23 protein-coding genes and 3 tRNA genes are annotated in these 22173 nt (G+C 49.6%); 7 read left to right on the top strand and 19 right to left on the bottom strand.

The window, feature by feature from the left end; genetic code table 11:
- Positions 1–37: 37 nt before the first annotated feature.
- Both ACMYSL_RS11005 and ACMYSL_RS11000 read right to left on the bottom strand, forming a co-directional pair.
- Complete coding sequence (locus tag ACMYSL_RS11005; RefSeq protein WP_434662805.1) at positions 38–1018, bottom strand: arabinose ABC transporter substrate-binding protein; 981 nt, start codon at positions 1016–1018, stop codon at positions 38–40.
- A 299-nt stretch (positions 1019–1317) separates the two neighbouring features.
- Positions 1318–1875 (bottom strand): DJ-1/PfpI family protein, encoded by a 558-nt coding sequence (locus ACMYSL_RS11000; RefSeq protein ID WP_304260011.1) that lies wholly within the window; start codon positions 1873–1875, stop codon positions 1318–1320.
- A 551-nt stretch (positions 1876–2426) separates the two neighbouring features.
- Between ACMYSL_RS11000 and ACMYSL_RS10995 the strand changes: the two genes are divergently transcribed.
- Together ACMYSL_RS10995 and ACMYSL_RS10990 are read left to right on the top strand one after the other, a co-directional pair.
- Positions 2427–2930: a non-heme ferritin-like protein gene (locus tag ACMYSL_RS10995; RefSeq protein ID WP_304260014.1), complete on the top strand. Its 504-nt coding sequence runs from the start codon at positions 2427–2429 to the stop codon at positions 2928–2930.
- A 322-nt stretch (positions 2931–3252) separates the two neighbouring features.
- Entirely contained in the window at positions 3253–4764 is a 1512-nt protein-coding gene (locus ACMYSL_RS10990) for an MFS transporter (protein ID WP_434664029.1), read from the top strand.
- A gap of 45 nt (positions 4765–4809) precedes the next feature.
- Here the strand turns inward: ACMYSL_RS10990 and ACMYSL_RS10985 are convergent, their stop codons facing one another.
- Together ACMYSL_RS10985 and azuC are read right to left on the bottom strand one after the other, a co-directional pair.
- Positions 4810–5061 (bottom strand): DUF2766 family protein, encoded by a 252-nt coding sequence (locus ACMYSL_RS10985; RefSeq protein WP_110274338.1) that lies wholly within the window; start codon positions 5059–5061, stop codon positions 4810–4812.
- Between the two features lie 79 nt (positions 5062–5140).
- A complete protein-coding gene (gene azuC / locus ACMYSL_RS10980) occupies positions 5141–5224 on the bottom strand; it encodes a stress response protein AzuC (RefSeq protein ID WP_004136622.1) in 84 nt (27 codons plus the stop codon).
- A gap of 209 nt (positions 5225–5433) precedes the next feature.
- Here azuC and ACMYSL_RS10975 point away from each other — a divergent pair, with 209 nt between their 5' ends.
- Positions 5434–6855 carry an MFS transporter gene (locus ACMYSL_RS10975; RefSeq protein ID WP_434662802.1) on the top strand — a complete coding sequence of 474 codons (1422 nt, stop codon included), beginning with the start codon at positions 5434–5436 and terminating at the stop codon, positions 6853–6855.
- A gap of 47 nt (positions 6856–6902) precedes the next feature.
- Here the strand turns inward: ACMYSL_RS10975 and ACMYSL_RS10970 are convergent, their stop codons facing one another.
- Positions 6903–7541 (bottom strand): RpiB/LacA/LacB family sugar-phosphate isomerase, encoded by a 639-nt coding sequence (locus tag ACMYSL_RS10970; protein WP_110274340.1) that lies wholly within the window; start codon positions 7539–7541, stop codon positions 6903–6905.
- Positions 7542–7976: 435 nt separating this feature from the next.
- Here ACMYSL_RS10970 and ftnA point away from each other — a divergent pair, with 435 nt between their 5' ends.
- Positions 7977–8474, top strand: a complete 498-nt coding sequence (gene ftnA, locus ACMYSL_RS10965) for a non-heme ferritin (protein WP_110274389.1) — start codon at positions 7977–7979, stop codon at positions 8472–8474.
- Positions 8475–8510: 36 nt separating this feature from the next.
- Here the strand turns inward: ftnA and ACMYSL_RS10960 are convergent, their stop codons facing one another.
- Positions 8511–8750 (bottom strand): YecH family metal-binding protein, encoded by a 240-nt coding sequence (locus ACMYSL_RS10960; RefSeq protein WP_434662799.1) that lies wholly within the window; start codon positions 8748–8750, stop codon positions 8511–8513.
- Between the two features lie 194 nt (positions 8751–8944).
- Here ACMYSL_RS10960 and tyrP point away from each other — a divergent pair, with 194 nt between their 5' ends.
- On the top strand, positions 8945–10156 hold the full coding sequence (tyrP, locus tag ACMYSL_RS10955) for a tyrosine transporter TyrP (RefSeq protein WP_434662796.1): 1212 nt from the start codon (positions 8945–8947) through the stop codon (positions 10154–10156).
- A gap of 29 nt (positions 10157–10185) precedes the next feature.
- On the opposite strand, the gene ACMYSL_RS10950 is transcribed toward tyrP, so the two are convergent.
- The 7 genes from ACMYSL_RS10950 to uvrY all read right to left on the bottom strand — a co-directional run bounded on the left by ACMYSL_RS10950 (position 10186) and on the right by uvrY (position 14572).
- Positions 10186–10854, bottom strand: a complete 669-nt coding sequence (locus ACMYSL_RS10950) for a YecA family protein (RefSeq protein WP_434662794.1) — start codon at positions 10852–10854, stop codon at positions 10186–10188.
- 186 nt (positions 10855–11040) lie between these two features.
- Positions 11041–11127 (bottom strand) — tRNA-Leu (locus ACMYSL_RS10945).
- A 13-nt stretch (positions 11128–11140) separates the two neighbouring features.
- Positions 11141–11214, bottom strand: a tRNA-Cys gene (locus ACMYSL_RS10940).
- 39 nt (positions 11215–11253) lie between these two features.
- Positions 11254–11329, bottom strand: a tRNA-Gly gene (locus ACMYSL_RS10935).
- A 151-nt stretch (positions 11330–11480) separates the two neighbouring features.
- Positions 11481–12029: a CDP-diacylglycerol--glycerol-3-phosphate 3-phosphatidyltransferase gene (gene pgsA / locus ACMYSL_RS10930; RefSeq protein WP_112213254.1), complete on the bottom strand. Its 549-nt coding sequence runs from the start codon at positions 12027–12029 to the stop codon at positions 11481–11483.
- Between the two features lie 57 nt (positions 12030–12086).
- Complete coding sequence (gene uvrC / locus ACMYSL_RS10925) at positions 12087–13919, bottom strand: excinuclease ABC subunit UvrC (protein WP_434662791.1); 1833 nt, start codon at positions 13917–13919, stop codon at positions 12087–12089.
- A complete protein-coding gene (gene uvrY / locus ACMYSL_RS10920; protein ID WP_110274346.1) occupies positions 13916–14572 on the bottom strand; it encodes a UvrY/SirA/GacA family response regulator transcription factor in 657 nt (218 codons plus the stop codon). Before uvrY ends, uvrC begins: the two co-directional genes overlap by 4 nt.
- Positions 14573–15034: 462 nt before the next feature.
- On the opposite strand from uvrY, the gene ACMYSL_RS10915 reads away from it, so the two are divergent.
- Positions 15035–15259 carry a DUF2594 family protein gene (locus ACMYSL_RS10915; RefSeq protein ID WP_110274347.1) on the top strand — a complete coding sequence of 75 codons (225 nt, stop codon included), beginning with the start codon at positions 15035–15037 and terminating at the stop codon, positions 15257–15259.
- Between the two features lie 67 nt (positions 15260–15326).
- Here ACMYSL_RS10915 and sdiA read toward each other — a convergent pair whose 3' ends face one another.
- From sdiA to tcyJ, 5 genes are all read right to left on the bottom strand, one after another.
- Positions 15327–16049, bottom strand: coding sequence for a transcriptional regulator SdiA (sdiA, locus tag ACMYSL_RS10910; RefSeq protein WP_112213252.1), 723 nt, complete (start codon positions 16047–16049; stop codon positions 15327–15329).
- A 312-nt stretch (positions 16050–16361) separates the two neighbouring features.
- On the bottom strand, positions 16362–17114 hold the full coding sequence (gene tcyN, locus ACMYSL_RS10905; protein WP_182239662.1) for an L-cystine ABC transporter ATP-binding protein TcyN: 753 nt from the start codon (positions 17112–17114) through the stop codon (positions 16362–16364).
- Positions 17111–17779: a cystine ABC transporter permease gene (gene tcyL / locus ACMYSL_RS10900; RefSeq protein WP_110274350.1), complete on the bottom strand. Its 669-nt coding sequence runs from the start codon at positions 17777–17779 to the stop codon at positions 17111–17113. Before tcyL ends, tcyN begins: the two co-directional genes overlap by 4 nt.
- Positions 17780–17794: 15 nt before the next feature.
- Positions 17795–18781 (bottom strand): D-cysteine desulfhydrase, encoded by a 987-nt coding sequence (gene dcyD, locus ACMYSL_RS10895; RefSeq protein WP_182239664.1) that lies wholly within the window; start codon positions 18779–18781, stop codon positions 17795–17797.
- Positions 18782–18876: 95 nt separating this feature from the next.
- Entirely contained in the window at positions 18877–19677 is an 801-nt protein-coding gene (gene tcyJ, locus ACMYSL_RS10890; protein WP_434662785.1) for a cystine ABC transporter substrate-binding protein, read from the bottom strand.
- 201 nt (positions 19678–19878) lie between these two features.
- Here tcyJ and amyA point away from each other — a divergent pair, with 201 nt between their 5' ends.
- Positions 19879–21366, top strand: coding sequence for an alpha-amylase (gene amyA, locus ACMYSL_RS10885; RefSeq protein ID WP_434662782.1), 1488 nt, complete (start codon positions 19879–19881; stop codon positions 21364–21366).
- A 47-nt stretch (positions 21367–21413) separates the two neighbouring features.
- On the opposite strand, the gene yedD is transcribed toward amyA, so the two are convergent.
- Positions 21414–21830, bottom strand: coding sequence for a lipoprotein YedD (yedD, locus tag ACMYSL_RS10880; protein ID WP_434662780.1), 417 nt, complete (start codon positions 21828–21830; stop codon positions 21414–21416).
- Positions 21831–22173 lie beyond the last annotated feature (343 nt).

The raw sequence follows: 22173 nt of genomic DNA, 5'->3' as shown, positions 1-22173 counted from the left end.
CCTCCCGCTTAATACGAGAGGCCCGGTCAACCAGGCCTTACAGCCCTTTTTTCGCCAGCTCTTCTTTAAAGTTGTCGCGGGTAATCAGCACCACGTCGGTAACCGCAGTGAATTTCGGCGGTTCGACGTCCTTCGTTACCCAGTTGTAGAGCATTTCGCTGGTTTTATAACCGTGAATGTCCGGGCTCGGCAGCAGAGAACCATAGAAACCGGTGGCCTGCGCTTTGGAGAGTTCATTGACTGCATCCACGCCGTTAATGCCGATACCGATGACGTCAGTGGCTTTAAAACTCTGGCCTTCGGTCGCACGCACGCCACCCAGTACGGTGTTGTCGTTCATGCCGACAATTAACCAATGTTTAACCTGCGGATGTTGAACCAGCATGGAGTTACCGGCATCGAACGCGCCGGGGATATCGTTAGATTTGGTTGGCACGCGATAGATCTGATTTTCCGGAAAGCCAGCGGCTTTCAGCGCATCCATCGAGCCGGTGGTGCGGCGACGGGCAGTGTCCAGCTCATCAGAGGTGATCGCCATGACCGCGGTATCTTTCACGTCCCACCCGCGTTTCTGCATCTCTTTGTACAGCTCCTGCCCCTGACGGGCGCCGATTTCGCTGGCAGCCATCATCACCAGCGGAACGCTGTCCATTGGTTTGCCTTTGGCGTTAACGAGCTGGTCGTCGACGGTGATCACTTTCATATCATAGCCGCGCGCTTTGGCGACAATAGCAGCCCCTAGTTTCGGGTCCGGGGTGCAGATAACGAAACCTTTAGCTCCGCTGGCCGCCAGGCTATCAATAGCATTCAGGGTTTTCTCGCCGTCAGGTACGGCAATTTTAATCACATCAAAACCTAAATCTTTACCGGCCTTATCGGCAAATTTCCACTCAGTTTGAAACCACGGTTCTTCTGGCTGTTTCACCAGAAAGCCAAGCTTAAGCGTCTCAGCCATAGCTGATTGTGACATAACTGCGGCGAAACCAATCGCCGCCAGCGCTTTAGTAAATTTGTGCATGGTAAACTCCAGCTTTAATTCGCTTTTATGTAGGGAATAATAAGACTTAAAATTTTAATCGGACGTAAAACAAGGCATTAGGAAAACCTGATTCATTACTGCCGTTGTTAAAATAGTATTAACCGGAAATTATTTCTCCATACGAGAGCGCTATCACATCGCGGAATTACAGTAATTGCGTGCATAAAAACAGCGAAAAAAGACATAAAAAAAGCGCTAATTGTCAGACAATTAACGCTCGCATTAGCAATATTATCTATATCACCAGCAGACTTATCCTTGTGGATTCAGATTTTCCATCACCAGCGGCAATAAATATGCTCGGCATGATTGCGCACGGGGGCTTCATCGCCCAACAAGCGTGCCGCAACGGTGAAAGAGAAATCAAAAACGTAACCAAAGCCTTTACCGCTGATCAGGTTGCCGTCTTCCACTACCGGCGCATCAACGTATTCTCCCCCGCTCACGTTCTGCCAGAGATCCCCGGAGCAGACATAGCGACGCCCCTTCAGCAAACCGTTGCCGCCCAATACCCGCGCCGCCGCCGAACAAATTGGGCAGATCAGCTTACCGGCTGTGTCGTGAGCCGCAATAAACGCCACCACTTCCTGGCTGGCGGCAAGATTCACGCTTCCTTGTGGGCCGCCAGGCAGAACCACCGCGTCATAAAGCGTCTGTGCTCGTTCTGTTAACGTGCTGTCTGCGACCATAGGAATATCGTGATAGCTCACCACCGCGCGCGATTCGGCGCAGGACAGTAGTTCTACATTGATGTGCAAGCGACGAAGAATATCAATAATCACAATCGCTTCACCTTCCTCGAAACCAGGTGCTAACAGCACCGCTACTTTTTTCATTTCTGACTCCTTCAGATAGCCAAATAACAATCGTGTGTTTACAAAAGCAGTATTTTTTTAAATTATCGTTATGCCTTGTTTCTAAAATCACAAAAAACATGATCTAACGCAATTTACACCTTTTACAAAGAACAGATTAACACATAATCAAAACTATAACCCAATATAAATGAAACGTAATTTCATATAGTTACTTAGAACCACTACAAATCAACGACAAAAACAATAAATATCATTTAAAATCATGCATATAAAAACAATGATGACCTAATGATAATAGTTACCATTACATAAACACACTTAAATAAAGTTAATTATGGATGGTGTAACGAAACGTAAATAACATCATATGAGAGTTTCCTTAATCACCAAGTGGCGCTATTCTACATTCATCGGTAATCGCAATTTAATTACCCCTCATATATTTGAAGTACAGATAATTATTATTCTGGTACTTTACCTGCACGTCATGTGTCCCGAATTAAGACTCTCTAAGGAAGATGATTCAGGATGTAGCCAGGACTCCTTTACAGGTTAATAAGGATATTTTTATGATCGTCCCAGGAATGGTTAAGAAACTGAATAACCAAATGAATCTTGAATTCCATGCATCAAACTTATATCTACATTTAAGTGAGTGGTGTACTCAGCAACGGTTAAACGGTACCGCAACGTTTTTGCGCAGCAGGGCACAATCCAGGGTAACCCAGATGATGCGGGTTTTTGATTTTATGAAAAAAACCGGCGCCGTGCCGGTGGTGAAATCTGAAGGTTCCAGCCAACCAGAGTGTGCTTCCCTCGAAGATCTTTTTGCTACCACCGTTGCTGATTATCAGCAACGCAGCAGTATATTGATCGACCTGACGGAAGAAGCTAAAGCGCAAAGCGACGATGCCACCTGGCGTTTTTTAACGCTGCTGGAAAAAGAACAGCGCCAGGACGGTATCCTGCTGGAAACCATTCTCGATGAAGTGCGCAATGCGGATAAGGATGGAACGTGCGTGCAACAAACCGACCTTCGTTTGTTAGATCTGGTCAGCAACCAACATAATTAACGCTCACAGCAAATGGTGTATCGCTGATAAATGCCCAAAAACCATATATTAATATCATCAATGTCCTTATAGACAATTCTCACCAACCCATCTTTTTCGGCGCTTCGGCGCCGTTTTTATTCCTAAAAAGCATTAAAAACTTTTAACTGGATCTCATTAATGCTCAGGCATGGGATTTAGCCGGTTTTTAGTGATGTAGATCACGTTCAAACTCATCGCTTAAGAATATAAAAACATCGTTTCAAAAATTTAAAACACGGAGTTTATTTTAATGGCAAGATACGCGGCTTCAGCCCCTCAGGGGCTGCAGGGAAGACCGATTTTGTTACGCCATCAGTTAGCCTACGGCGGCGGGAATTTACTGGGAAGCGGCGCGCTGGCAATCAGCGGCGCATGGCTGCTTTATTTTTATACAACCTTTTGTGGGCTGACGCTGATCGAGGCTTCGCTCATTTTCTCCGTCGCCAGTATTATCGACGCGATCAGTAATCCTCTTATGGGTTATCTCACCGATAATTTTGGTAAAACGCGTCTCGGCAAACGCTTCGGACGCCGCCGCTTCTTTTTATTAATCGGTATTCCGCTCATGATGTTCTACCCGCTGCTTTGGGTAGAAGGTCTTGGGTTCTGGTACTACCTATGCACTTATGTAGTCTTTGAAATCATTTATACCTCGATCATGGTCCCCTATGAAACATTGGCGACCGAAATGACCGACGATTTTTCACTACGCTCAAAGCTTACTGGCTACAAAGCGATCTTCGGTAAACTGGCTAACTTCCTGGCAGCATTTATTCCAGGTCAGTTCATCCTGCTTTATGGCAAAGAATCCGCGACCCCATTTTTCCTGACTGGCCTGACCTATGGGGTCATTCTCATCGTTGCGATCTCCTGCTTGTGGTACTGCAGCTGGGAACGTCCGCGCGAAGAGGAAGTCAGCAATAGTGAGAAAAAAGGCTTACTCAATACTCTGCTTATGCTGGCGAAGGATATGCGTTCTACCTTTTATCTGCGCGTGTTCCGTAAACATCTGGGCATGTACCTCTGTGGTTTCGGCGCAGAATGGCTGTTTGCATCTATCTTTACCTACTTTGTTATTTTCGTCCTGCAGCACGATCCGGCGATGGTCGCCGGGCTAAATAGCCTGAACTCCATCCTGCAACTGGTCTCTACGGCGCTGTTTATCGGCCTGTGCGTGAAAAAAGGGTTTAGTAAGCCCTACATTCTGGCGCTGAGCGTGGTTATTTTTGCCGTACTGCTTTATACCTCGCTGTGGTTCTTCCATTTGCCTGCACATCTGGCAACTATCCTGATGTTTGGTATCACCGTCCTGTTCGGACTGGGCACGGGCGGCGTGTACTACATCCCCTGGACCGTATATACCTTTTTAGCCGACGTTGACGAAATCTATACTGGCCGTCGCCGTGAAGGTATCTATGCTGGCGCAATGACCTTTTCCGGGAAAATCCTACGCTCTATCATCGTCTTCACAATGGGCGCTATCCTCAGCTTCTACGGCTTCCAGTCAAAAGCGCATTCGCAACCTGAAAGCGCGGTAACCGCTATTGCGGTCGTGTTCTGTGCGGGCGTGGTCCTGCTGGCTTTGGCGGCGATAGTCTTCAGTAAGCAGATGAAGCTGGATCGCAAAGCGCATATGGTGGTCTTGCAGGAAGTCGCGCGGATTAAAGCTGGCGGCAAAATTGCAGACATCACACCGGATGTGCGCCTCATCGTTGAAGATTTAGTCGGTCACCGCTACGAAGAGTGCTGGGGCAACAGCAAGTTATTTAACAATACTCAGGAGACGCCGGCCCGTACCGCCGTTTCCCACTAACCACATAACGACGCCCCGCCATCACCTGATGGCGGGGCTATGCATTTAGTGTGCCTCACCTTGCGGAGTGAACTTCAGTTCAATTAAGGCAATGGCTTTTTGTACCGCCCGCAGCGTAACCGGATCGGCCGATGCAGGATGACTGGCAAAATCGATGGCTTTTAACTGAGTGGTCATTTTCTCGCGCACTTCGACAGGGGCGATGATATCAATAACGTCGAGAATCTGTTTGATGACCAGTTGGCAGGCAACCACGTCGGAAACCAGCTCGTCATTTTCGGTGAGATGTTGAGACATTTTTTACTCCTTTTTTCAGGAGCGTAATAGTAACCTAAATCTTAAGAGATAAAAAAACCTGCCGCAGCAGGTTTTTTTATCAGAACATACCGCCAGGGGGTACGTCTTTGAAGGTTTTGCAGTAGTTTTCAAACATGCTTTTGAGGATTTTGCGCAGCTTCATGGATTGACTCCGTTTTTGTTATGCAGGTGTTAATGTCTACAGGACTATAATATGACTTACATCACAAAAATCAATATGAACATGCGTCAAATCACACTGTTTTTACAAAAATAATTTAAATATTAAACAAAAATGAGCTGAATCGAACAGTTAGAGCAACATGCTCTGCGTCGAGTTTGGCCCCTCTTTGCTATGGCAGCGACACGACAATGAGCACAAACATCTCTTCCAGGGACGATCGTTCTTTTTCAGCACCCGCACTGCTGGTGGCTGGCGCTTTTTTTATGGAGTTCCTCGACGGCACGGTGATCGCCACTGCCCTGCCGGACATGGCGAAAGACTTTGGCGTCACAGCGGTCGATCTCAATATCGGTATCAGCGCCTATCTCATTACGCTGGCCGTGCTGATACCGGCCAGCGGCTGGATAGCCGATCGCTTCGGCGCACGCAAAATCTTCACTCTCGCGCTGGCGATTTTCACGCTGGCTTCTGTTTTTTGCGGGTTATCAACCAACGTCGACATCTTCGTGGCGATGCGAATTCTGCAAGGAATAGGCGGCGCGCTGATGGTTCCAGTAGGCCGACTGGCAGTTTTGCGAACGACACCGAAGCATCAGCTCATTAAGGCGATTGCCACCCTGACCTGGCCGGCATTAGTGGCCCCCATTATCGGCCCGCCGCTGGGCGGATTTATCACCAGCTATGCCAGTTGGCACTGGATTTTCTTTATTAACGTGCCCCTTGGGCTCATCGCTATGGCCCTGTCTTTGCGCATCATCCCAAACATTCGTGAAGATGAACCACGGCCTTTTGACCTTCCCGGCTTCCTTGCCACTTCAATCGCCATGATTAGCCTGGTTACCGCCATGGAATTTCTCGGCGATCGTCAACCTTTGAGTTGGCAAACTCCGGCGCTGCTGGTATTAGGCCTTGGCAGCATGTTGTTCTCACTGCGCCATTTCCGTCGCGCAGCCTGGCCGATGGTGCGCCTCGATGCGCTGCAAATACCGACCTTCAAGGTCACTATGTACGGCGGCTCGCTGTTCCGTGCCTCAATTAGCGCCGTCCCTTTCCTGCTGCCGCTGCTGTTTCAGGTCGGGTTTGGTATGGACCCATTCCACTCAGGGTTGCTGGTGCTGGCCGTTTTCGTTGGTAATTTAACCATCAAGCCCGCGACAACGCCGTTAATTCGCTGGCTGGGTTTTCGCCGCCTGCTGCTGATCAACGGTGCGCTGAATGTACTCTCGCTGCTGGCCTGCGCTTTTTTAACACCACAAACGCCAGTCTGGCTGATTTTCATGATTCTCTATCTCGGCGGGGTATTCCGCTCTATTCAATTTACCGGCGTCAGCACCCTTGCTTTTGCCGATGTGCCTTCGGCGCAAATGAGCTATGCCAATACGTTGTTCAGCACCGCTTCGCAGCTGGCCGTTGGGCTTGGGATTACGCTCGGGGCGATCGGTATTCGTATTGGGGAGAAGTTCAGTGAATGGTTTAATCTCACAAGTCTGCCGGGGATCAGCTTCCGTCTGTCGTTTATTTTTATTGCGTTGATTTGTCTGGTGGGAATGATTGATAGCCTGCACCTGGCAAAAGATGCCGGTAGCAACGTGTCCAACAAAAAGAAATAGCCCAAAAGAAAAGGCCAGCAGCGCTGGCCCTGGATATTTGCAGGAGATTAACCGACGATCTGGCGAACGAACGCTTCGATCTCTTTGTCCTGGCAATTTTCGAAGAAGCACTGCTGGAAGCGCGGGCCAGACACGGCAGTTTTCACCAGCTCTGGGTCGATAGCACGCAGCGTATCCAGATAGTTATCTTTCACTACTGCGGCCTTAACGGTGTTCAGAATGCCAGCGTTACGTACCTGAGGCTCTTTACGCTCCGGCGGATACCCTTCGCCGTTACGCCCTGTGAACGCTTTCTCGAAAATAAAGCGTACGTTCAGCTCTGCGCCCCAGCCAAAACCTTTCGCGAATGGCAGAGAAAGCGCGTTACCGTTGTTAATCTGCGCAAACAGGAACGCATCAGCAGGATCAATACAGTAGCCACAAACTACGCCCGGATGGATGTTCAGAGACATCATTGCACCCTGGCCGGTACCGCAGCCGGTGATCACGAAGTCTACCGCTTTAGAGTTCAGCAGGATGCTGGCCATGATACCCAGATGGATATAGGTCAGGTGGTGATCGTTTTCATCGCTCATGCCGACGTTGTAAACCGGAAAACCTTTCTCGTCTGCAACAGCGTTTAACTCGTTGAGGATGATGGCGTTTTTGTTCGCCTGGCTGTTTTCCATCATCAGTGCGATTTTCATGCTTTACTCTCCTGAATGCTGTGCGGGTTTTCCCGCGATAGTTCGTTAACGTTGTGAAGAACAATACTACCTTACGAACATACTTTCAAATTTTATGAAAAGTTGTTTTATAAATTGCATATCGCCTCACACTTTCATCTCCCACAGCATCCGGGCGTTGCTTTCTTACCCCCCACCCTTTTCTCACCAGGCTAACCCAAGCGCTCATAGCCACTCGAAGTCGCGCGTCCCTTTTTCAAGAATAAGTCGGACCCATAATTAATATTGATAATATTAAATTAAAACCATTCTCATTATTTATTAAATTGCCAATGCGTGTTATTCCCATTTGCATTAGTAATAAATGAATTTATTAATTTACTTTTTGCAAATAAATTAATAACAAATTATAGTGACGGCACAATCACCTTTGACTTTATTTGCGGAGCAAGCCAGATGCTGAAAACTGAAATGATCGACAAACTTAATGCACAGATGAACCTTGAACTTTATTCTTCTCTGCTTTATCAGCAAATGAGCGCATGGTGCAGCTACCACAGCTTTGAAGGCGCCGCCGCGTTTCTGCGCCGCCACGCGCAAGAAGAGATGACCCATATGCAGCGTCTGTTCGACTACCTGACCGATACCGGCAGCCTGCCGTGCATCAATGCCATCGCCTCACCGTTTGCCGAATATACTTCACTGGACGACCTGTTCCGCGTCACCTACGAACACGAACAACTCATTACGCAGAAAATTAACGAACTGGCTCATGCGGCAATGTCCAGCCAGGATTATCCGACCTTTAATTTCCTGCAATGGTATGTTGCTGAGCAACATGAAGAAGAGAAACTGTTTAAATCCGTTATTGATAAACTGACCCTCGCAGGTAAAAGCGGCGAAGGTCTGTACTTTATTGATAAAGAGCTGGCAACGCTCGATACCCAAAATTAATGAAGACGGCGGCGACGCTTAGCGATCGCCGCCCTATTAATGGCGACAAATTTTACTTTCGTGCGTATTAAACCCTTCCTCTGCGGCAATAAATTTGCCCTTTTTCTGCAAGAATGCCACTAACTCCGCCGCACTCAGGTTTTCCGCCGAACAGGTATGGAATCGTGCATCCGTCCCGAAACGGCTGGTAATCGCCGCTTCCAGACTGGCCACGGTGTGAGGTTCGCCTGAAGCGATCATCATCTGTAGAACTTCATGACCATGAATTGATTGCATAATATCCCCCATAAAACGCACAGGATAACCCCGCTTATTATTCCGATTCTTGCGCCAGCGCAGGCTTAGCGTAAACGTTCAAAATCGTAAACTAATTATTACACACACTGTAACCTGCATTTGACGAAATCACTGATTTCACATACTCTGCGCGGCATAATTCATTGTGTAATCCGTCATGGATAGAGAAAAGCGTGAAGAACCGCACTCTTGGTAGTATTTTAATCGTCGCTGGCACCACCATCGGCGCAGGGATGTTGGCGATGCCTTTGGCATCAGCAGGCGTAGGTTTCGGCGTAACGTTAGTTTTGCTGATCGCCCTGTGGGCGCTGATGTGTTACACCGCGTTACTGTTGCTTGAAGTTTATCAGCACGTTCCGGCTGACACGGGGCTGGGCTCCCTGGCGGCGCGCTATCTGGGGCGTTACGGGCAGTGGGCCACCGGTGTTTGCATGCTGTTCTTACTGTACGCACTTACCGCGGCCTATATTAGCGGTGCCGGTGAACTGCTGGCTTCAAGTCTCAATCAATGGCTGGGCTGGACGCTACCACCTGCGGTTGGAGTACTGCTGTTTACAGGCTTCGGCGGGACGGTGGTTTGTATCGGTACGTCACTGGTTGATCTCTTTAACCGCTTTCTGTTCAGCGCCAAAATCATTTTCCTCGCTATTATGCTGGCGCTTCTTCTACCGCATATTCATCAGATAAACTTGTTGACCCTGCCGCTACAGCAAGGGCTGGCGCTGTCGGCGATTCCAGTAATTTTTACCTCGTTTGGTTTTCACGGCAGCATACCCAGCGTCGTCAGCTATCTGAACGGGGATATACGCAAGCTGCGTCGGGTATTTGTCATCGGAAGCTTTATTCCACTGGTTGCCTATATTTTCTGGCAACTGGCAACCCTGGGCAGTATTGATTCTCCAACTTTTACCGCTCTGCTGGCACAAAATGCCGGACTCAACGGGCTGTTAGAAGCGATTCGTGAAGTCGTTGCCTCGTCGCACGTTGAGCTGGCGGTTCATCTTTTTGCAGACCTGGCGCTGGCGACTTCATTTCTCGGCGTCGCGCTTGGCCTGTTTGACTACCTGGCCGATTTGTTCCAACGTAAAAATGGTCCGGCCGGGCGTATACAGAGTGGTGTAATCACCTTTTTACCCCCTCTGGCGTTCGCCCTATTCTATCCACGCGGTTTCGTGATGGCCTTAGGTTATGCAGGGGTCGCGCTGGCGGTATTGGCGCTAATGCTACCTTCGTTATTAGTGATGAAAAGCCGTAAGCAGCATCCTGACTCCGCCTGGCGAGTCGCTGGGGGGTCACCCGCGCTGTGGTTGGTTCTGCTGTGCGGAATCGGAATTGTGGCCATTCAGTTTGCTATCGTCGCAGGATTTCTGCCTGCGGTGGGATAAAAAATCAGGGGCCAAATTGGCCCCTTTACTTATTTTGCTAAGCAGCACTGCTTATATTTCTTACCGCTACCGCATGGGCAAGGATCGTTACGCCCAATTTTCGCCTCATTTCGTATTGGCTGCTGGACGTCAGCCGGCTGAGCATGCTCAGTCCAGTAGTTGTAAAGCGCCAGGGCCGCCGGACGAATACGCTCTACGCTGGCAATGAACTCTTCAGCGGATAATTCATCAAGCGCTTCAAATCGCTCCTCGGTGCCGTGCAGGGCGATGGCATCCAGTTCAGCTTGTAGCTCAGTTGGTAAAGCAGACCAGTCACTGAGGCCGACGCCGCGCATATAACCGAAGCACCACTCTTCTACGATGGTTAACTCCTGTCCTTCCTCTTCACGGCAGCCAAACATGGGTTCGAACTGTTCAGGATAATCGCTTAAGCGCTCGGCTGTATCGCTCATATGTTGCAGCGTCAGGTTCACAAAGCGATCGCGTTCGCGATCGTTGGCCCAACGCGGCACTTTATCCGCCCCGCCCCAGATAGCCAACAACCACTGCGCAGGTTCAATTTCCGTCGGCCCGGAGAGAATTGCCGTCAGCAATCCATCAAGTTCGGCAACATCCATGATGGTGCCTTCTTCTGCATATTTCGACAGGATCTCATCCAGCCATTCAACTTCGCTTTCGTTCAGGGGTCCGGTTTTCATAAACAGTCTCGTGGTCGTAGAAAAATGGCGCTTACAGTAGCGGAAATAGCGAGAGAAAACCACCTGACATCACCCATTCAGGAGAGTTAATCTTTTTAATAATAGACTGGGGACAAAAACAAAAAAACCACCCGGAGGTGGTTTCACGACACTGCTTATTGCTTTGATTATTCTGCTATATCCCAATGGTACCCGGAGCGGGACTTGAACCCGCACAGCGCGAACGCCGAGGGATTTTAAATCCCTTGTGTCTACCGATTCCACCACCCGGGCTCGGGATAGTAATTGGAGGCGCGTTCCGGAGTCGAACCGGACTAGACGGATTTGCAATCCGCTACATAACCGCTTTGCTAACGCGCCTTAATACTGCAACACCCGCAATTGCCGATGTTTTTATATTGGAGCGGGAAACGAGACTCGAACTCGCGACCCCGACCTTGGCAAGGTCGTGCTCTACCAACTGAGCTATTCCCGCATCATCAAGCTAAATTGCTAATCGCTTGATTTTGTTATCGTCTGGCAGACCGTGCTGCCGTTCGATGCGTTGCATTCTACTTACCTGGCGCAATGAGTCAACGTTATTTTTTAAAACCTTGTGTTGTTTGCTGAAAATTGCGCCGAAACGATCACTGATCAAGCAAATCGCCGCGTGCAGCGTTCAAATATTGCAGCATTGACCACAGCGTCAGCACCGCCGCTACGAGGAACAGGCCAATACCCGCCCATTCAACCCAGATATTTGGCCGCCACAGCATCCACACCAGTGCCGCCATCTGTGCCGTTGTTTTCACTTTACCGATCCACGAAACCGCCACGCTGCTGCGTTTACCCAGCTCAGCCATCCACTCACGCAAGGCGGAGATAATAATTTCACGGGCAATCATCGTTGCGGCCGGTAGCGTCACCCACCAGGTGTGATAATGCTCAGCGACCAGCACCATCGCGATCGCAACCATGACTTTATCCGCAACCGGATCCAGGAAGGCACCAAAGCGCGTGCTCTGATTCCAGCGACGCGCCAGATAGCCATCAAACCAGTCGGTTACGGCAGCGACAAAGAAAATCAGCGCGCAAGCAAAGGGAGCCCAAACAAACGGCAGGTAAAATGCCAGTACAAAGAAAGGGATAAGAATGACGCGAAACAGAGTAAGCAACGTAGGGATATTAAATCGCATAGTAACGGGTAACTATCTGTTGTAAGTAAAAATTAGCCCTATGTTGCTACAGAGCCCCTAATGTTTCAACGAGTAGAAGATCTTTTCTGCCAGACCGTGAGATATACCCGGCACTTTAGCAATTTCTTCAACGCTGGCTTTCTGTAGCCCCTGCAGACCGCCCATATATTTCAACAACATTTGCCGGCGCTTTGGCCCCACCCCTTCGATGGTTTCCAGCGTACTGGTACTTTTCACTTTCGCCCGTTTTTTACGGTGACCAGTGATGGCATGATCGTGTGATTCATCGCGAATATGCTGGATAACATGCAACACAGGTGAATCCGGCGGAAGACTAAAGCCCTCCCCTTCAGGTTCGAAGAATAACGTCTCCAGCCCTGCTTTACGATCGCTGCCTTTTGCTACGCCCAATAGCAGAGGGTGGTTTTTATCCCACGGCACATCCAGCTCGGCAAAGACCATTTTCGCCTGTCCGAGCTGCCCTTTACCACCATCTATCAGGATAACATCAGGAATTTTACTCTCTTCGATTGCCTTGCCGTAACGACGGCGCAGAACCTGATTCATCGCGGCATAATCATCACCCGGAGTGATACCGGTAATATTATAGCGACGATATTCCGCCCGCAGCGGCCCATTGCTGTCAAAAACGACGCACGACGCGACCGTTTGTTCCCCCATCGTGTGGCTGATATCAAAGCACTCCATCCGATTGATGGCGGGGAGCTTAAGCAACGTCGTCAGTGCCTGTAAGCGTTGGGTAATAGTCGAATGCTGAGAGAGCTTGGTCGTCAACGCCGTGGCGGCATTGGTTCGCGCCAGTTTCAAATAGCGTGCACGATCGCCACGAGGCTTGGTCTGTACGTTAACACGGCGTCCGGCCAGTTCTGAGAGCGAATCAGCCAGTAGGGTTTTGTCGCCCAGGTTGAAATCCAGCAGGATCTCACCCGGTAGCGTTCGCATCTGGCTACCCTGTAAATAGAACTGACCGACAAAAGTTTCCACCACTTCCCCAAGCTCGGTTCCGCTGGGTACCTTCGGGAAATAGCTGCGGCTGCCCAGCACCTTACCCTGACGAATAAACAGCACGTGCACACAGGCCATTCCGGCCTCAAAAGCTACGCCGATGACATCAAGATCGTCACCGTTGTTAGAAACAAACTGCTTCTCCGTGACCCGGCGTACGGCCTGAATCTGGTCACGGATCCGTGCAGCTTCTTCAAACTCTAGCGACTGGCTGGCTTTCTCCATGCGAGCGATCAACTGCGTTAACACCTGATCGTCCTTACCCGCCAGGAACAAGCGCACGTAATCAACCTGCTGAGCGTACTCTTCCTCGCTGACCAACCCGGCGACACACGGCCCCAGACAGCGACCAATCTGGTACTGCAGGCATGGACGCGAGCGGTTGCGGTACACGCTGTTCTCACATTGACGGATTGGGAAAATTTTTTGCAGCAGAGCTAAAGTTTCACGAACCGCATAGCCGTTTGGAAATGGGCCAAAATACTCGCCTTTAGCGTGCTTTGCACCGCGATGCGTGGCCAGCCGGGGATGGGTATCACCGCTAAGGAAAATGAAAGGGTAGGATTTATCATCTCGCAGCAGCACGTTATAACGCGGCTGATACAGCTTAATGTAATTATGCTCGAGCAGCAGCGCTTCCGTTTCAGTATGCGTGACGGTGACATCAATTTGCGCGATAAGCGCCACCAACGCTTCGGTTTTACGCGAAGCCAGGTTGCTGCGAAAATAGCTACTGAGCCGCTTTTTCAGATCTTTTGCTTTACCCACATAGATGACAGTACCGCCAGCATCATACATACGATAGACGCCCGGCTGGCTGGTCACTGTCTTCAGGAAAGCTTTTGCGTCAAAAACATCACTCACTGACTTGCTAACGACTCCGCATTACACAGGCCATGGCGGATTGCCAGGTGCGTCAGCTCCACATCGCCATGAATATTCAGTTTGCTGAACATTCGGTAACGGTAGCTGTTCACCGTCTTAGGACTCAGATTTAACTGTTCTGAGATCTCATTGACCTTTTGACCTTTAGTGATCATCAGCATAATCTGCAATTCACGCTCAGACAAACTGGCAAACGGCGATTCTGCCTTTTCAGGCTCAATCTGGCTGAGCGCCATCTGCTGGGCGATATCTGAAGCTATATAGCGCTGGCCTGATGCCACACAGCGAATCGCATTCACGACCTCTTGCGGTGCAGCACCTTTACTAAGGTAACCAGCCGCACCGGCCTGCATCACTTTCGCCGGAAGCGGGTTTTCGGTATGAACAGTGAGCATAATCACTTTGGCGTCAGCCACGGAACGGGCAATTTTGCGGGTAGCCTCAAGCCCCCCGATACCCGGCATATTCATATCCATCAGGACAACATCGACGGGATTAGCGCGACACCATTTCACAGCGTCCTCACCACAGCACGCTTCACCGACAACTTTAATTCCTTTTATATCTTCCAGAATGCGTCGTATCCCTGCGCGCACTAGTTCGTGATCATCAACAAGAAGGACGTTGATCAAAGGAATAATCTCCAGAATTAGGGATAACGCTACTGATAGCTTATCGCATACATATTACCGGGTTTTATCGTAACTTTAAAAGCCAAAAAAATGTCCTATGAAAGATTTCTTACTGACTTATGGAAATCTGCCTGCACACTAAGTGGAAAGTCATACATAACAGTGATTTGCATTATGTAAATTTTTTAACATTCATCATACAGATTATGCAAGAACACAACACATCTCGCAGATGATAAATACGAAACAAGATATGTAACAATTATTAACGATAGAGGACTGGTGTAGAAAATTAACGCGCTTAGATCTCATGAATACGTATTATTCAGTGAATTAAATCATTCACAGCTTAGATGAAAGAACAGAAACCAAGCACTCCTTTTTTTCCCTTTGCTTGTGCTATACTTCGCCGCCTTCACTTTTAGTAATGCGCATTTGCGCAGAGAGCAAACGAGGATATCGATGAGCACACCAGATTTTTCCACTGCAGAAAATAATCAAGAACTGGCACAGGAAGTTTCCTGCCTGAAAGCGCTGTTAACGCTGATGCTTCAAGCCATGGGCCAGGCGGATGCAGGTCGCGTGATGATTAAAATGGAAAGGCAAATTGCGCAGATGGAAGATGAGGCTCAGGCCGCCGTATTCTCCAGCACCGTCAAGCAAATTAAGCAGGCATATCGTCAGTAACTATTCACCGGCTGAAAGTATTACTGACAGCCGGTATCACGTCTGGCACGCAGAACAAAGGATTAGCTCAAATTAACCCCGTTGCCACGGCATAGCAGGCAATCTGCGTTTTGTTTGGTGCATTGAATTTCCGTTGCATATTCTTTTGATGGAAATTGACGGTATTTTCTGAGATAGACAGAATCATAGCGACCTCAGCCGAGGTTTTTCCTTCCGCTGTCCATTTCAAAATCTCCAGTTCGCGTCGGCTAAATTTCATTTCCGGCGGCATGACCATCTCATCTTCCAGCCGTAATAGCGTCAATAAACTCAACTCAATCAGCGTTCTTAAGCGCATCTCCAGTTCATCTTCCGCCAGGGGGCCCGGACTGCGACTTTCGCCCGAAACGGATAAGAATCCCTGGGCATGGTTCGGTAGCGTCAGACACTGCGTCACGCCTTTTCGCAACCCATGATCGCGAGCACCATTCCATAACTCAGGCGTATCATGGAATAATTTGTCGTCCCATGGCAAATGCCCGCGAAGGAAATTTTCGCTGCGTAGTACCGGGTCGATAGCAAAGTAATTCTCGGCTTGATAGTGCGACATCCAGGCCTGCGGATAAGTCGACTTCAGGGTCACCCGGGGGCGAGTAAAGGGCACGGGATGCCGTACGCAGAGCGCGAAGTAGTCATATTCCAGTTCTTCTGATTGCTGTTGAAGAAGATTATAAACGCCCTCTCCCGCAGCAACGGACTGGAATTGTTGCAGCATTTCCCGCCGCCAGCTGAAAAAATCATTGTCCCTCATAACTGACCAAATAACTCCTGATTGATAATCATTATTATAAATACATAAAGCTAACACATAAATCTTATTTATATGTATAAAATATCGTAGCCATCGCACTTATTAGATTGCAGTTGTCGCGACGGGAGGATTCTGTCGGAAAGTATGCCGACTGGTGCCACTGGAATCTTTGATGTGCATAACAGGTCTGACTTCTTAGTCAGTACGAAAGCATTCAACTTTCTGATGAAAAGAAAAATGGGCAGAAACGTCGATAATCTGTCAGCGTCCGACCGTTTTTTTCCCAGTCGTAACGCTGCCAGCGGATTAGGGCTACTGCATCAGGAATTTTTCAAGAAACTGACGGGTACGTGACTGTTGAGGGTTGGAAAATAGCGATTTTGCCTCACCCTGTTCAACGATACGCCCCTGATCCATAAAGATGGCTCGATCAGCCACATCGCGGGCGAAGCTCATTTCATGGGTCACGATAACCATGGTACGTTTCTCCTGCGCGAGTTGACGAATGGTATTCAACACCTCCCCCACCAGCTCGGGATCTAACGCCGATGTCGGCTCATCAAACAAAATCACATCGGGCCGCATCGCCAGCGCTCTGGCAATCGCCACACGCTGCTGCTGGCCACCGGACAAACGACGCGGATAGCTGTTTTCCTTCCCCGTCAGGCCCACTTTCGCCAGCAATTCACGTGCGCGGGTGATGGATTCATTTTTATCCTCCCCTTTCACGATAACCGGCCCTTCAATAATGTTTTCCATCACCGTGCGATGCGGAAACAGATTAAAGCTCTGGAACACAAAGCCTACATGCTGGCGCAGGCGGCGAATGGCCGTTTTTTGCTGACTGATGCTGCGTGCAGTATCAATAGTCACATCGCCTACACGAATCGTCCCGCTTTCCGGCTGTTCCAGCAGATTAATGCTGCGCAGCAAGGTGGTTTTACCCGAGCCGCTGGGACCGATGATCGCCACGACTTCACCTTCCTGTACTTCAAGATCGATACCGTGAAGCACTGTTTGACCATGGAACTGTTTCACCAGGTTTTTAACTTCGATGGCACTCATTTCGGATCACGCTCCTGGCGGTTCAGCTGGTTTTCAAAATAGTTCTGTAGCGTCGACAGCACCGTCGCCATCACCCAGTAGATCAGCGAAGCAGCCAGGTACATAGTGAAAACTTCCAGCGTACGCGAGGTAATCAGCTGGGCCTGACGGAATAGCTCAGGGACCTGGATGGTCGCCGCCAGCGAGGTATCTTTCACCAGGCTGATAAAACTATTAGAGAGCGGCGGCAGCGCCACGCGCGCAGCCTGCGGCAAAATGGCACGACGCATCGCCTGCCAGGGCGTCATACCGATACTTGCCGCCGCTTCCCACTGCCCTTTATCAATAGAGGCAATCGCTGCACGCAGCGTTTCTGCCGCGTAAGCTGCAGTATTGAGCGACAAGCCAATCATCGCCGCTGGAATAGGATCCAGTTCAATACCAAATTGCGGCAGACCGTAATAGATCATAAACAGCTGCGCAATCAACGGCGTGCCGCGAAAAATTGAGATGTACATCCGCGCCAGCCATTTGATTGGCCAGACGGGTGACATGCGCATAAGTGCCAGAATAAACCCCAGAACCAGGCCGAAAAACATCCCGCCAAGACTGAGCTGTAGCGTAAATACTGCACCTTTCAGCAGAAAAGGTGCGGAATCAATAACCAGTTGGATACTCTCTTGCATTCTATTTGTTCTGCATTAGATATGAGGATGATAAGCAAACAGTGCGGGCGCACCGCCAGTATGAATAAACAAAATCGGCCCTTCATCCTTAAAGCGGTTTTGGTTGATACCATCAATCAGCCCGGCCATCGCCTTTCCGGTATATACCGGGTCCAGCAAAATACCTTCAAGCTGCGCCAACAATCTCACCGCGTCCATCCCTTCATCGTTTGGCGTGCCGTAGCCAGGTGCAAAATAATCATCCCACAGCTGGATCCCTGCCCTGGCTTCCAGCTCCAGGCTGTTTGCCACCGCTTGCTGCAACGCAATCACTTTTGGCAGTTGGTCAGCAACTTTGCGCGAGACGGTCACACCGATCAATTCAGCATTCGGCATCAGTTGTTCAAGACCCACGGCCAGGCCGGCATGAGTGCCTGCGCTACCGGATGCAACAACCACAGAAGACAGCTCAACCGCCCCTTCACACTGCTGAGCAATTTCCAGCGCACTTTCGACATAACCCAGTGCGCCAAGGGCGTTAGAACCCCCAACCGGGATCACATACGGGCGATAGCCCTGGGCTTCAATTCGGGTCGCCAGCTCTTCCAACTGGGCATTAGGATCGGTCAGCGCATCACACATCTCAACCTGCGTATTAAACAGATCAAGCAGCAGGCGATTGCCGTTCGTCAGATAGTTTTCGGCGCGGGTCCCAATCGGATTTTCCAGCAGCGCTACGCAGTGCAGGCCTAGTTTGGCCGCTACCGCCGCCGTCTGGCGAACATGGTTTGACTGGATTGCCCCTGCGGTAATCAGCGTATCCGCGCCCTCTCGCAGCGCATCTGCCGCCAGAAACTCAAGCTTACGCAGCTTATTGCCGCCCATCGCCAGTGGCGTAACATCATCGCGCTTGATAAAGATTTCACGCCCCAGGTGATCGGACAAACGCGGCAGGTATTCCAGCGGCGTTGGCGCGCCAATCAGTTCCAGACGCGGGAAAAGGGTTAAATTTTGCAGTGACATAAGACCTCCAGACTGAGTTATCCCTAATTATGCACGCAGATACGCGCGAAATAAAAAAAGGCGCTATCAAGAGCGCCTTTTTTCACCGCTGGTCGTTATTTCGTCACGTCAGCGCCAAACCATTTTTCCGACAAAGCTTTGAGGCTACCGTCTTTTTGCATATCCGCAATGGCGCCATCAACCGCTTTCAGCAGGTCTTCGTTACCTTTACGCAGCGCAACGCCAGACTCCTGCCGGGAGAAAGCTTCACCGGTGACCGCCAGGGTATTATTGGTTTTCTTCACCAGATCGAGCGCCGCCAGACGGTCAACCAGGATGGCGTCGATACGACCTACGCGCAGATCCTGGTATTTCGTCGGATCATCATCATAAGTACGGATATCGACACCCTGTACATTCTGGCGCAGCCACTCTTCATAGTTAGTGCCCAGGCCAACGCCAACTTTCTTACCTTTCAGGTCGGCTGCGGTTTTAATCACGCCTTCGTTACCCTTTTTCACCAGCGCCTGAATACCGGACACAGTGTAGGGGGTAGAGAAGTCATATTTTTTCTTGCGCTGATCGGAAATGGTGACCTGATTAATCACCACATCAATACGTTTGGAATCCAGCGATGCCAGCATGCCGTCCCATTTTGTTGGCTTGAGATCGGCCTTCACGCCAAGATGCTTCGCCAGCTCATTAGCAAAATCCACTTCGAAACCGGTAAGTTTCCCGTCATCACCCTGATAGCTGAATGGCGGATAAGTGCCTTCCAGACCTACACGTAGGGTGCCACGCTCTTTAACCTGATTGAGCAAATTTTCAGCAGCAAACGTTTTTGTGCTGACGCCAGCCATTAAAACGACGGCCATCGCGCCTATCAGCGCCTGGCGACCCAGAAGTGCTAATTTCATAGAGACTCCTAACAGAGTGATATTTTGCTTTAGTGTAAGGCGGTTAGCCTCAGCTACCAACATCGATAAGCTACATCTTATTCCAAATAATTATATACGATGCCTTTTAGTACATAGTGAAAGCGAAGCGTAAATTCCTCCATTTTGCTGGATATCTCTCATACTGCAATGGTCAGCTTGATGACTTCTGGAGCATGGAAGATGAAAAACCCCACGTTATTGCAGTGTTTTCACTGGTACTACCCAACCGGCGGTGAACTATGGCGTGAAGTCGAAGCCCTGGCGCCAAACCTGAATGAAATCGGCATAAATATGATTTGGTTGCCTCCTGCCTACAAAGGAGCCTCCGGCGGTTACTCTGTCGGATATGACAGCTACGACCTTTTTGACCTCGGCGAATTTGATCAAAAAGGCTCTGTTGCGACCAAGTATGGCGATAAATCCCAACTGCTGGCCGCCATTGCTGCGCTACGCCAGCACGATATCGCCATCCTGCTCGATGTGGTGGTCAATCACAAAATGGGGGCTGATGAAAAAGAGGCCGTGCATATTCAACGTGTCGATGAGCAAGACCGCACGCAAATCTCGGAGGAGGTCGTGGCGTGCGAAGCCTGGACGCGATACACCTTCCCCGTTCGTGCAGGGCAGTACTCCGAGTTTATTTGGGATTACAAATGCTTTAGCGGAATCGACCATATTGAAAATCCGGATGAAGACGGTGTGTTTAAAATCGTCAACGACTACACCGGCGAAGGCTGGAACGATCAGGTCGATGATGAAATGGGTAATTTCGACTACCTGATGGGCGAAAATATCGATTATCGCAATCGGGCAGTAACCGAGGAGATTAAGTACTGGGCGCGCTGGGTCATGGAGCAGACCGGGTGTGATGGTTTCCGCCTTGACGCAGTTAAACACATTCCAGCCTGGTTTTATAAAGAGTGGATCGACCACGTCCAGGAAGTCGCGACAAAACCGCTGTTTATCGTTGCAGAATACTGGTCCCACGAGGTGGATAAGCTTCAGCAATATATCGCGCTGGTCGACGGTAAAACATTGCTGTTTGATGCGCCCCTGCAGATGAAATTCCACGAGGCATCGCGCCAGGGTCGTGACTATGACATGAGCCAGATTTTTAGCGGTACGCTGGTCGAAGCTGATCCTTTCCATGCCGTAACGCTGGTGACTAATCATGATACGCAGCCGCTTCAGGCGCTTGAAGCGCCAGTAGAACCGTGGTTTAAACCATTGGCGTATGCGTTGATTCTGCTGCGCGAAAATGGGGTGCCGTCGGTTTTTTATGCCGACCTCTTCGGTGCCAGCTATGAAGATACCGGAGGTGATGGCCAGACCTACGCCATTGAAATGCCGGTTATTGAGCAGTTACACGAACTGATCGATGCCCGTCAGCAATTTGCTCACGGTGTTCAGACGCTATGGTTCGATCATCCAAACTGTATCGCCTTCAGCCGCAGCGGCACCGATGAAGATCCGGGCTGCGTAGTCGTACTTTCAAATGGTGATGATGGAGAGAAATCACTCCCTCTCGGCGCAAACTATGGCAATAAGCGCTGGCGGGATTTTCTCAACAACCGCGAGGAAGTGATTGAAACCGATGATGAAGGCAACGGAGTTTTCACCTGTAACGGCGGCAGCGTTAGCGTTTGGGTAATTGAAGAAGTGCTCTAGCAGAAAGGAAAATCGCGGGCTGAAAATGGAATCAGCCCGCTAAACAGCTATTGTTCGTTTTTATCCGTCACGGCCTTTTTCCACGCCACTTCGCACTCTGGAGTGAGGCGATCGACCCGCTTTAGCGTCATACGATCGTAACGTAACATATTGCCTTCGCGTTCGACAGGATAAACATCCAAAGCAGAGGTCACATTGTAGACCGCGTCATCGCGTTTCATTAATTTACCCGGCACGGTAATCACCCGCTGCCATTGTCGGCAGTCAAGGGTATCGCCATCTTTGGTCACAATCAGGCTAGCAATTGCATCCGGGCTCATCATTTCACTCTGCGGACCCGCCGATTGCCAGTATCCTTCCAGCCCTGCGGGCGCTGGCGCCTTAACGACATCGCTATAGTTATCAACCTGAACGCATCCGGTCAGAGCCAACAACGCGCCAGCAAACACAATCTTTTTCATCATTCATCCCACAAACCGATAAAAAAGCATTGTGGCATTAAAGCGTTAAGCCCGCCACTCTTCCTGGGGAGGAGGTGAATGAAGCAGGATCGTCGTACATAACAAGCAAGTGGCATCAACATTCCATAGGCATATGCTCAATTATTCTTACCCATCAATTTCAACCCATCATTTACAAGGTGATAATTTAAGCACTCAATATAAGGATAATCCTATTTTAAAATAAGCCCAAAATGGCAACCTTATATGCACCGGGTATTTATTGTTTTTAAATCTACCACATAGCGATTCACAGCCTTTACTTTGAGAATATTCCTGGCAGATTATAGGCATTATTTCAAAATAG

Origin of the sequence: Klebsiella sp. MISC125, assembly GCF_051131775.1 — a bacterium.
GTDB lineage: Bacteria > Pseudomonadota > Gammaproteobacteria > Enterobacterales > Enterobacteriaceae > Klebsiella.
Note: the sequence above shows the minus strand (reverse complement) of the source record. Positions and strands in the feature narration are given on the sequence as shown.

Bases quoted from the DNA above. Each gene is read 5' to 3' on its own strand.
- ACMYSL_RS11005 (WP_434662805.1), bottom strand. From the start codon at position 1,018: ATGCACAAATTTACTAAAGCGCTGGCGGCGATTGGTTTCGCCGCAGTT.
- ACMYSL_RS11000 (WP_304260011.1), bottom strand. From the start codon at position 1,875: ATGAAAAAAGTAGCGGTGCTGTTAGCACCTGGTTTCGAGGAAGGTGAA.
- ACMYSL_RS10995 (WP_304260014.1), top strand. From the start codon at position 2,427: ATGATCGTCCCAGGAATGGTTAAGAAACTGAATAACCAAATGAATCTT.
- ACMYSL_RS10985 (WP_110274338.1), bottom strand. From the start codon at position 5,061: ATGTCTCAACATCTCACCGAAAATGACGAGCTGGTTTCCGACGTGGTT.
- azuC (WP_004136622.1), bottom strand. From the start codon at position 5,224: ATGAAGCTGCGCAAAATCCTCAAAAGCATGTTTGAAAACTACTGCAAA.
- ACMYSL_RS10975 (WP_434662802.1), top strand. From the start codon at position 5,434: ATGAGCACAAACATCTCTTCCAGGGACGATCGTTCTTTTTCAGCACCC.
- ACMYSL_RS10970 (WP_110274340.1), bottom strand. From the start codon at position 7,541: ATGAAAATCGCACTGATGATGGAAAACAGCCAGGCGAACAAAAACGCC.
- ftnA (WP_110274389.1), top strand. From the start codon at position 7,977: ATGCTGAAAACTGAAATGATCGACAAACTTAATGCACAGATGAACCTT.
- ACMYSL_RS10960 (WP_434662799.1), bottom strand. From the start codon at position 8,750: ATGCAATCAATTCATGGTCATGAAGTTCTACAGATGATGATCGCTTCA.
- ACMYSL_RS10950 (WP_434662794.1), bottom strand. From the start codon at position 10,854: ATGAAAACCGGACCCCTGAACGAAAGCGAAGTTGAATGGCTGGATGAG.
- pgsA (WP_112213254.1), bottom strand. From the start codon at position 12,029: ATGCGATTTAATATCCCTACGTTGCTTACTCTGTTTCGCGTCATTCTT.
- ACMYSL_RS10915 (WP_110274347.1), top strand. From the start codon at position 15,035: ATGAGCACACCAGATTTTTCCACTGCAGAAAATAATCAAGAACTGGCA.
- sdiA (WP_112213252.1), bottom strand. From the start codon at position 16,049: ATGAGGGACAATGATTTTTTCAGCTGGCGGCGGGAAATGCTGCAACAA.
- tcyN (WP_182239662.1), bottom strand. From the start codon at position 17,114: ATGAGTGCCATCGAAGTTAAAAACCTGGTGAAACAGTTCCATGGTCAA.
- tcyL (WP_110274350.1), bottom strand. From the start codon at position 17,779: ATGCAAGAGAGTATCCAACTGGTTATTGATTCCGCACCTTTTCTGCTG.
- dcyD (WP_182239664.1), bottom strand. From the start codon at position 18,781: ATGTCACTGCAAAATTTAACCCTTTTCCCGCGTCTGGAACTGATTGGC.
- tcyJ (WP_434662785.1), bottom strand. From the start codon at position 19,677: ATGAAATTAGCACTTCTGGGTCGCCAGGCGCTGATAGGCGCGATGGCC.
- amyA (WP_434662782.1), top strand. From the start codon at position 19,879: ATGAAAAACCCCACGTTATTGCAGTGTTTTCACTGGTACTACCCAACC.
- yedD (WP_434662780.1), bottom strand. From the start codon at position 21,830: ATGATGAAAAAGATTGTGTTTGCTGGCGCGTTGTTGGCTCTGACCGGA.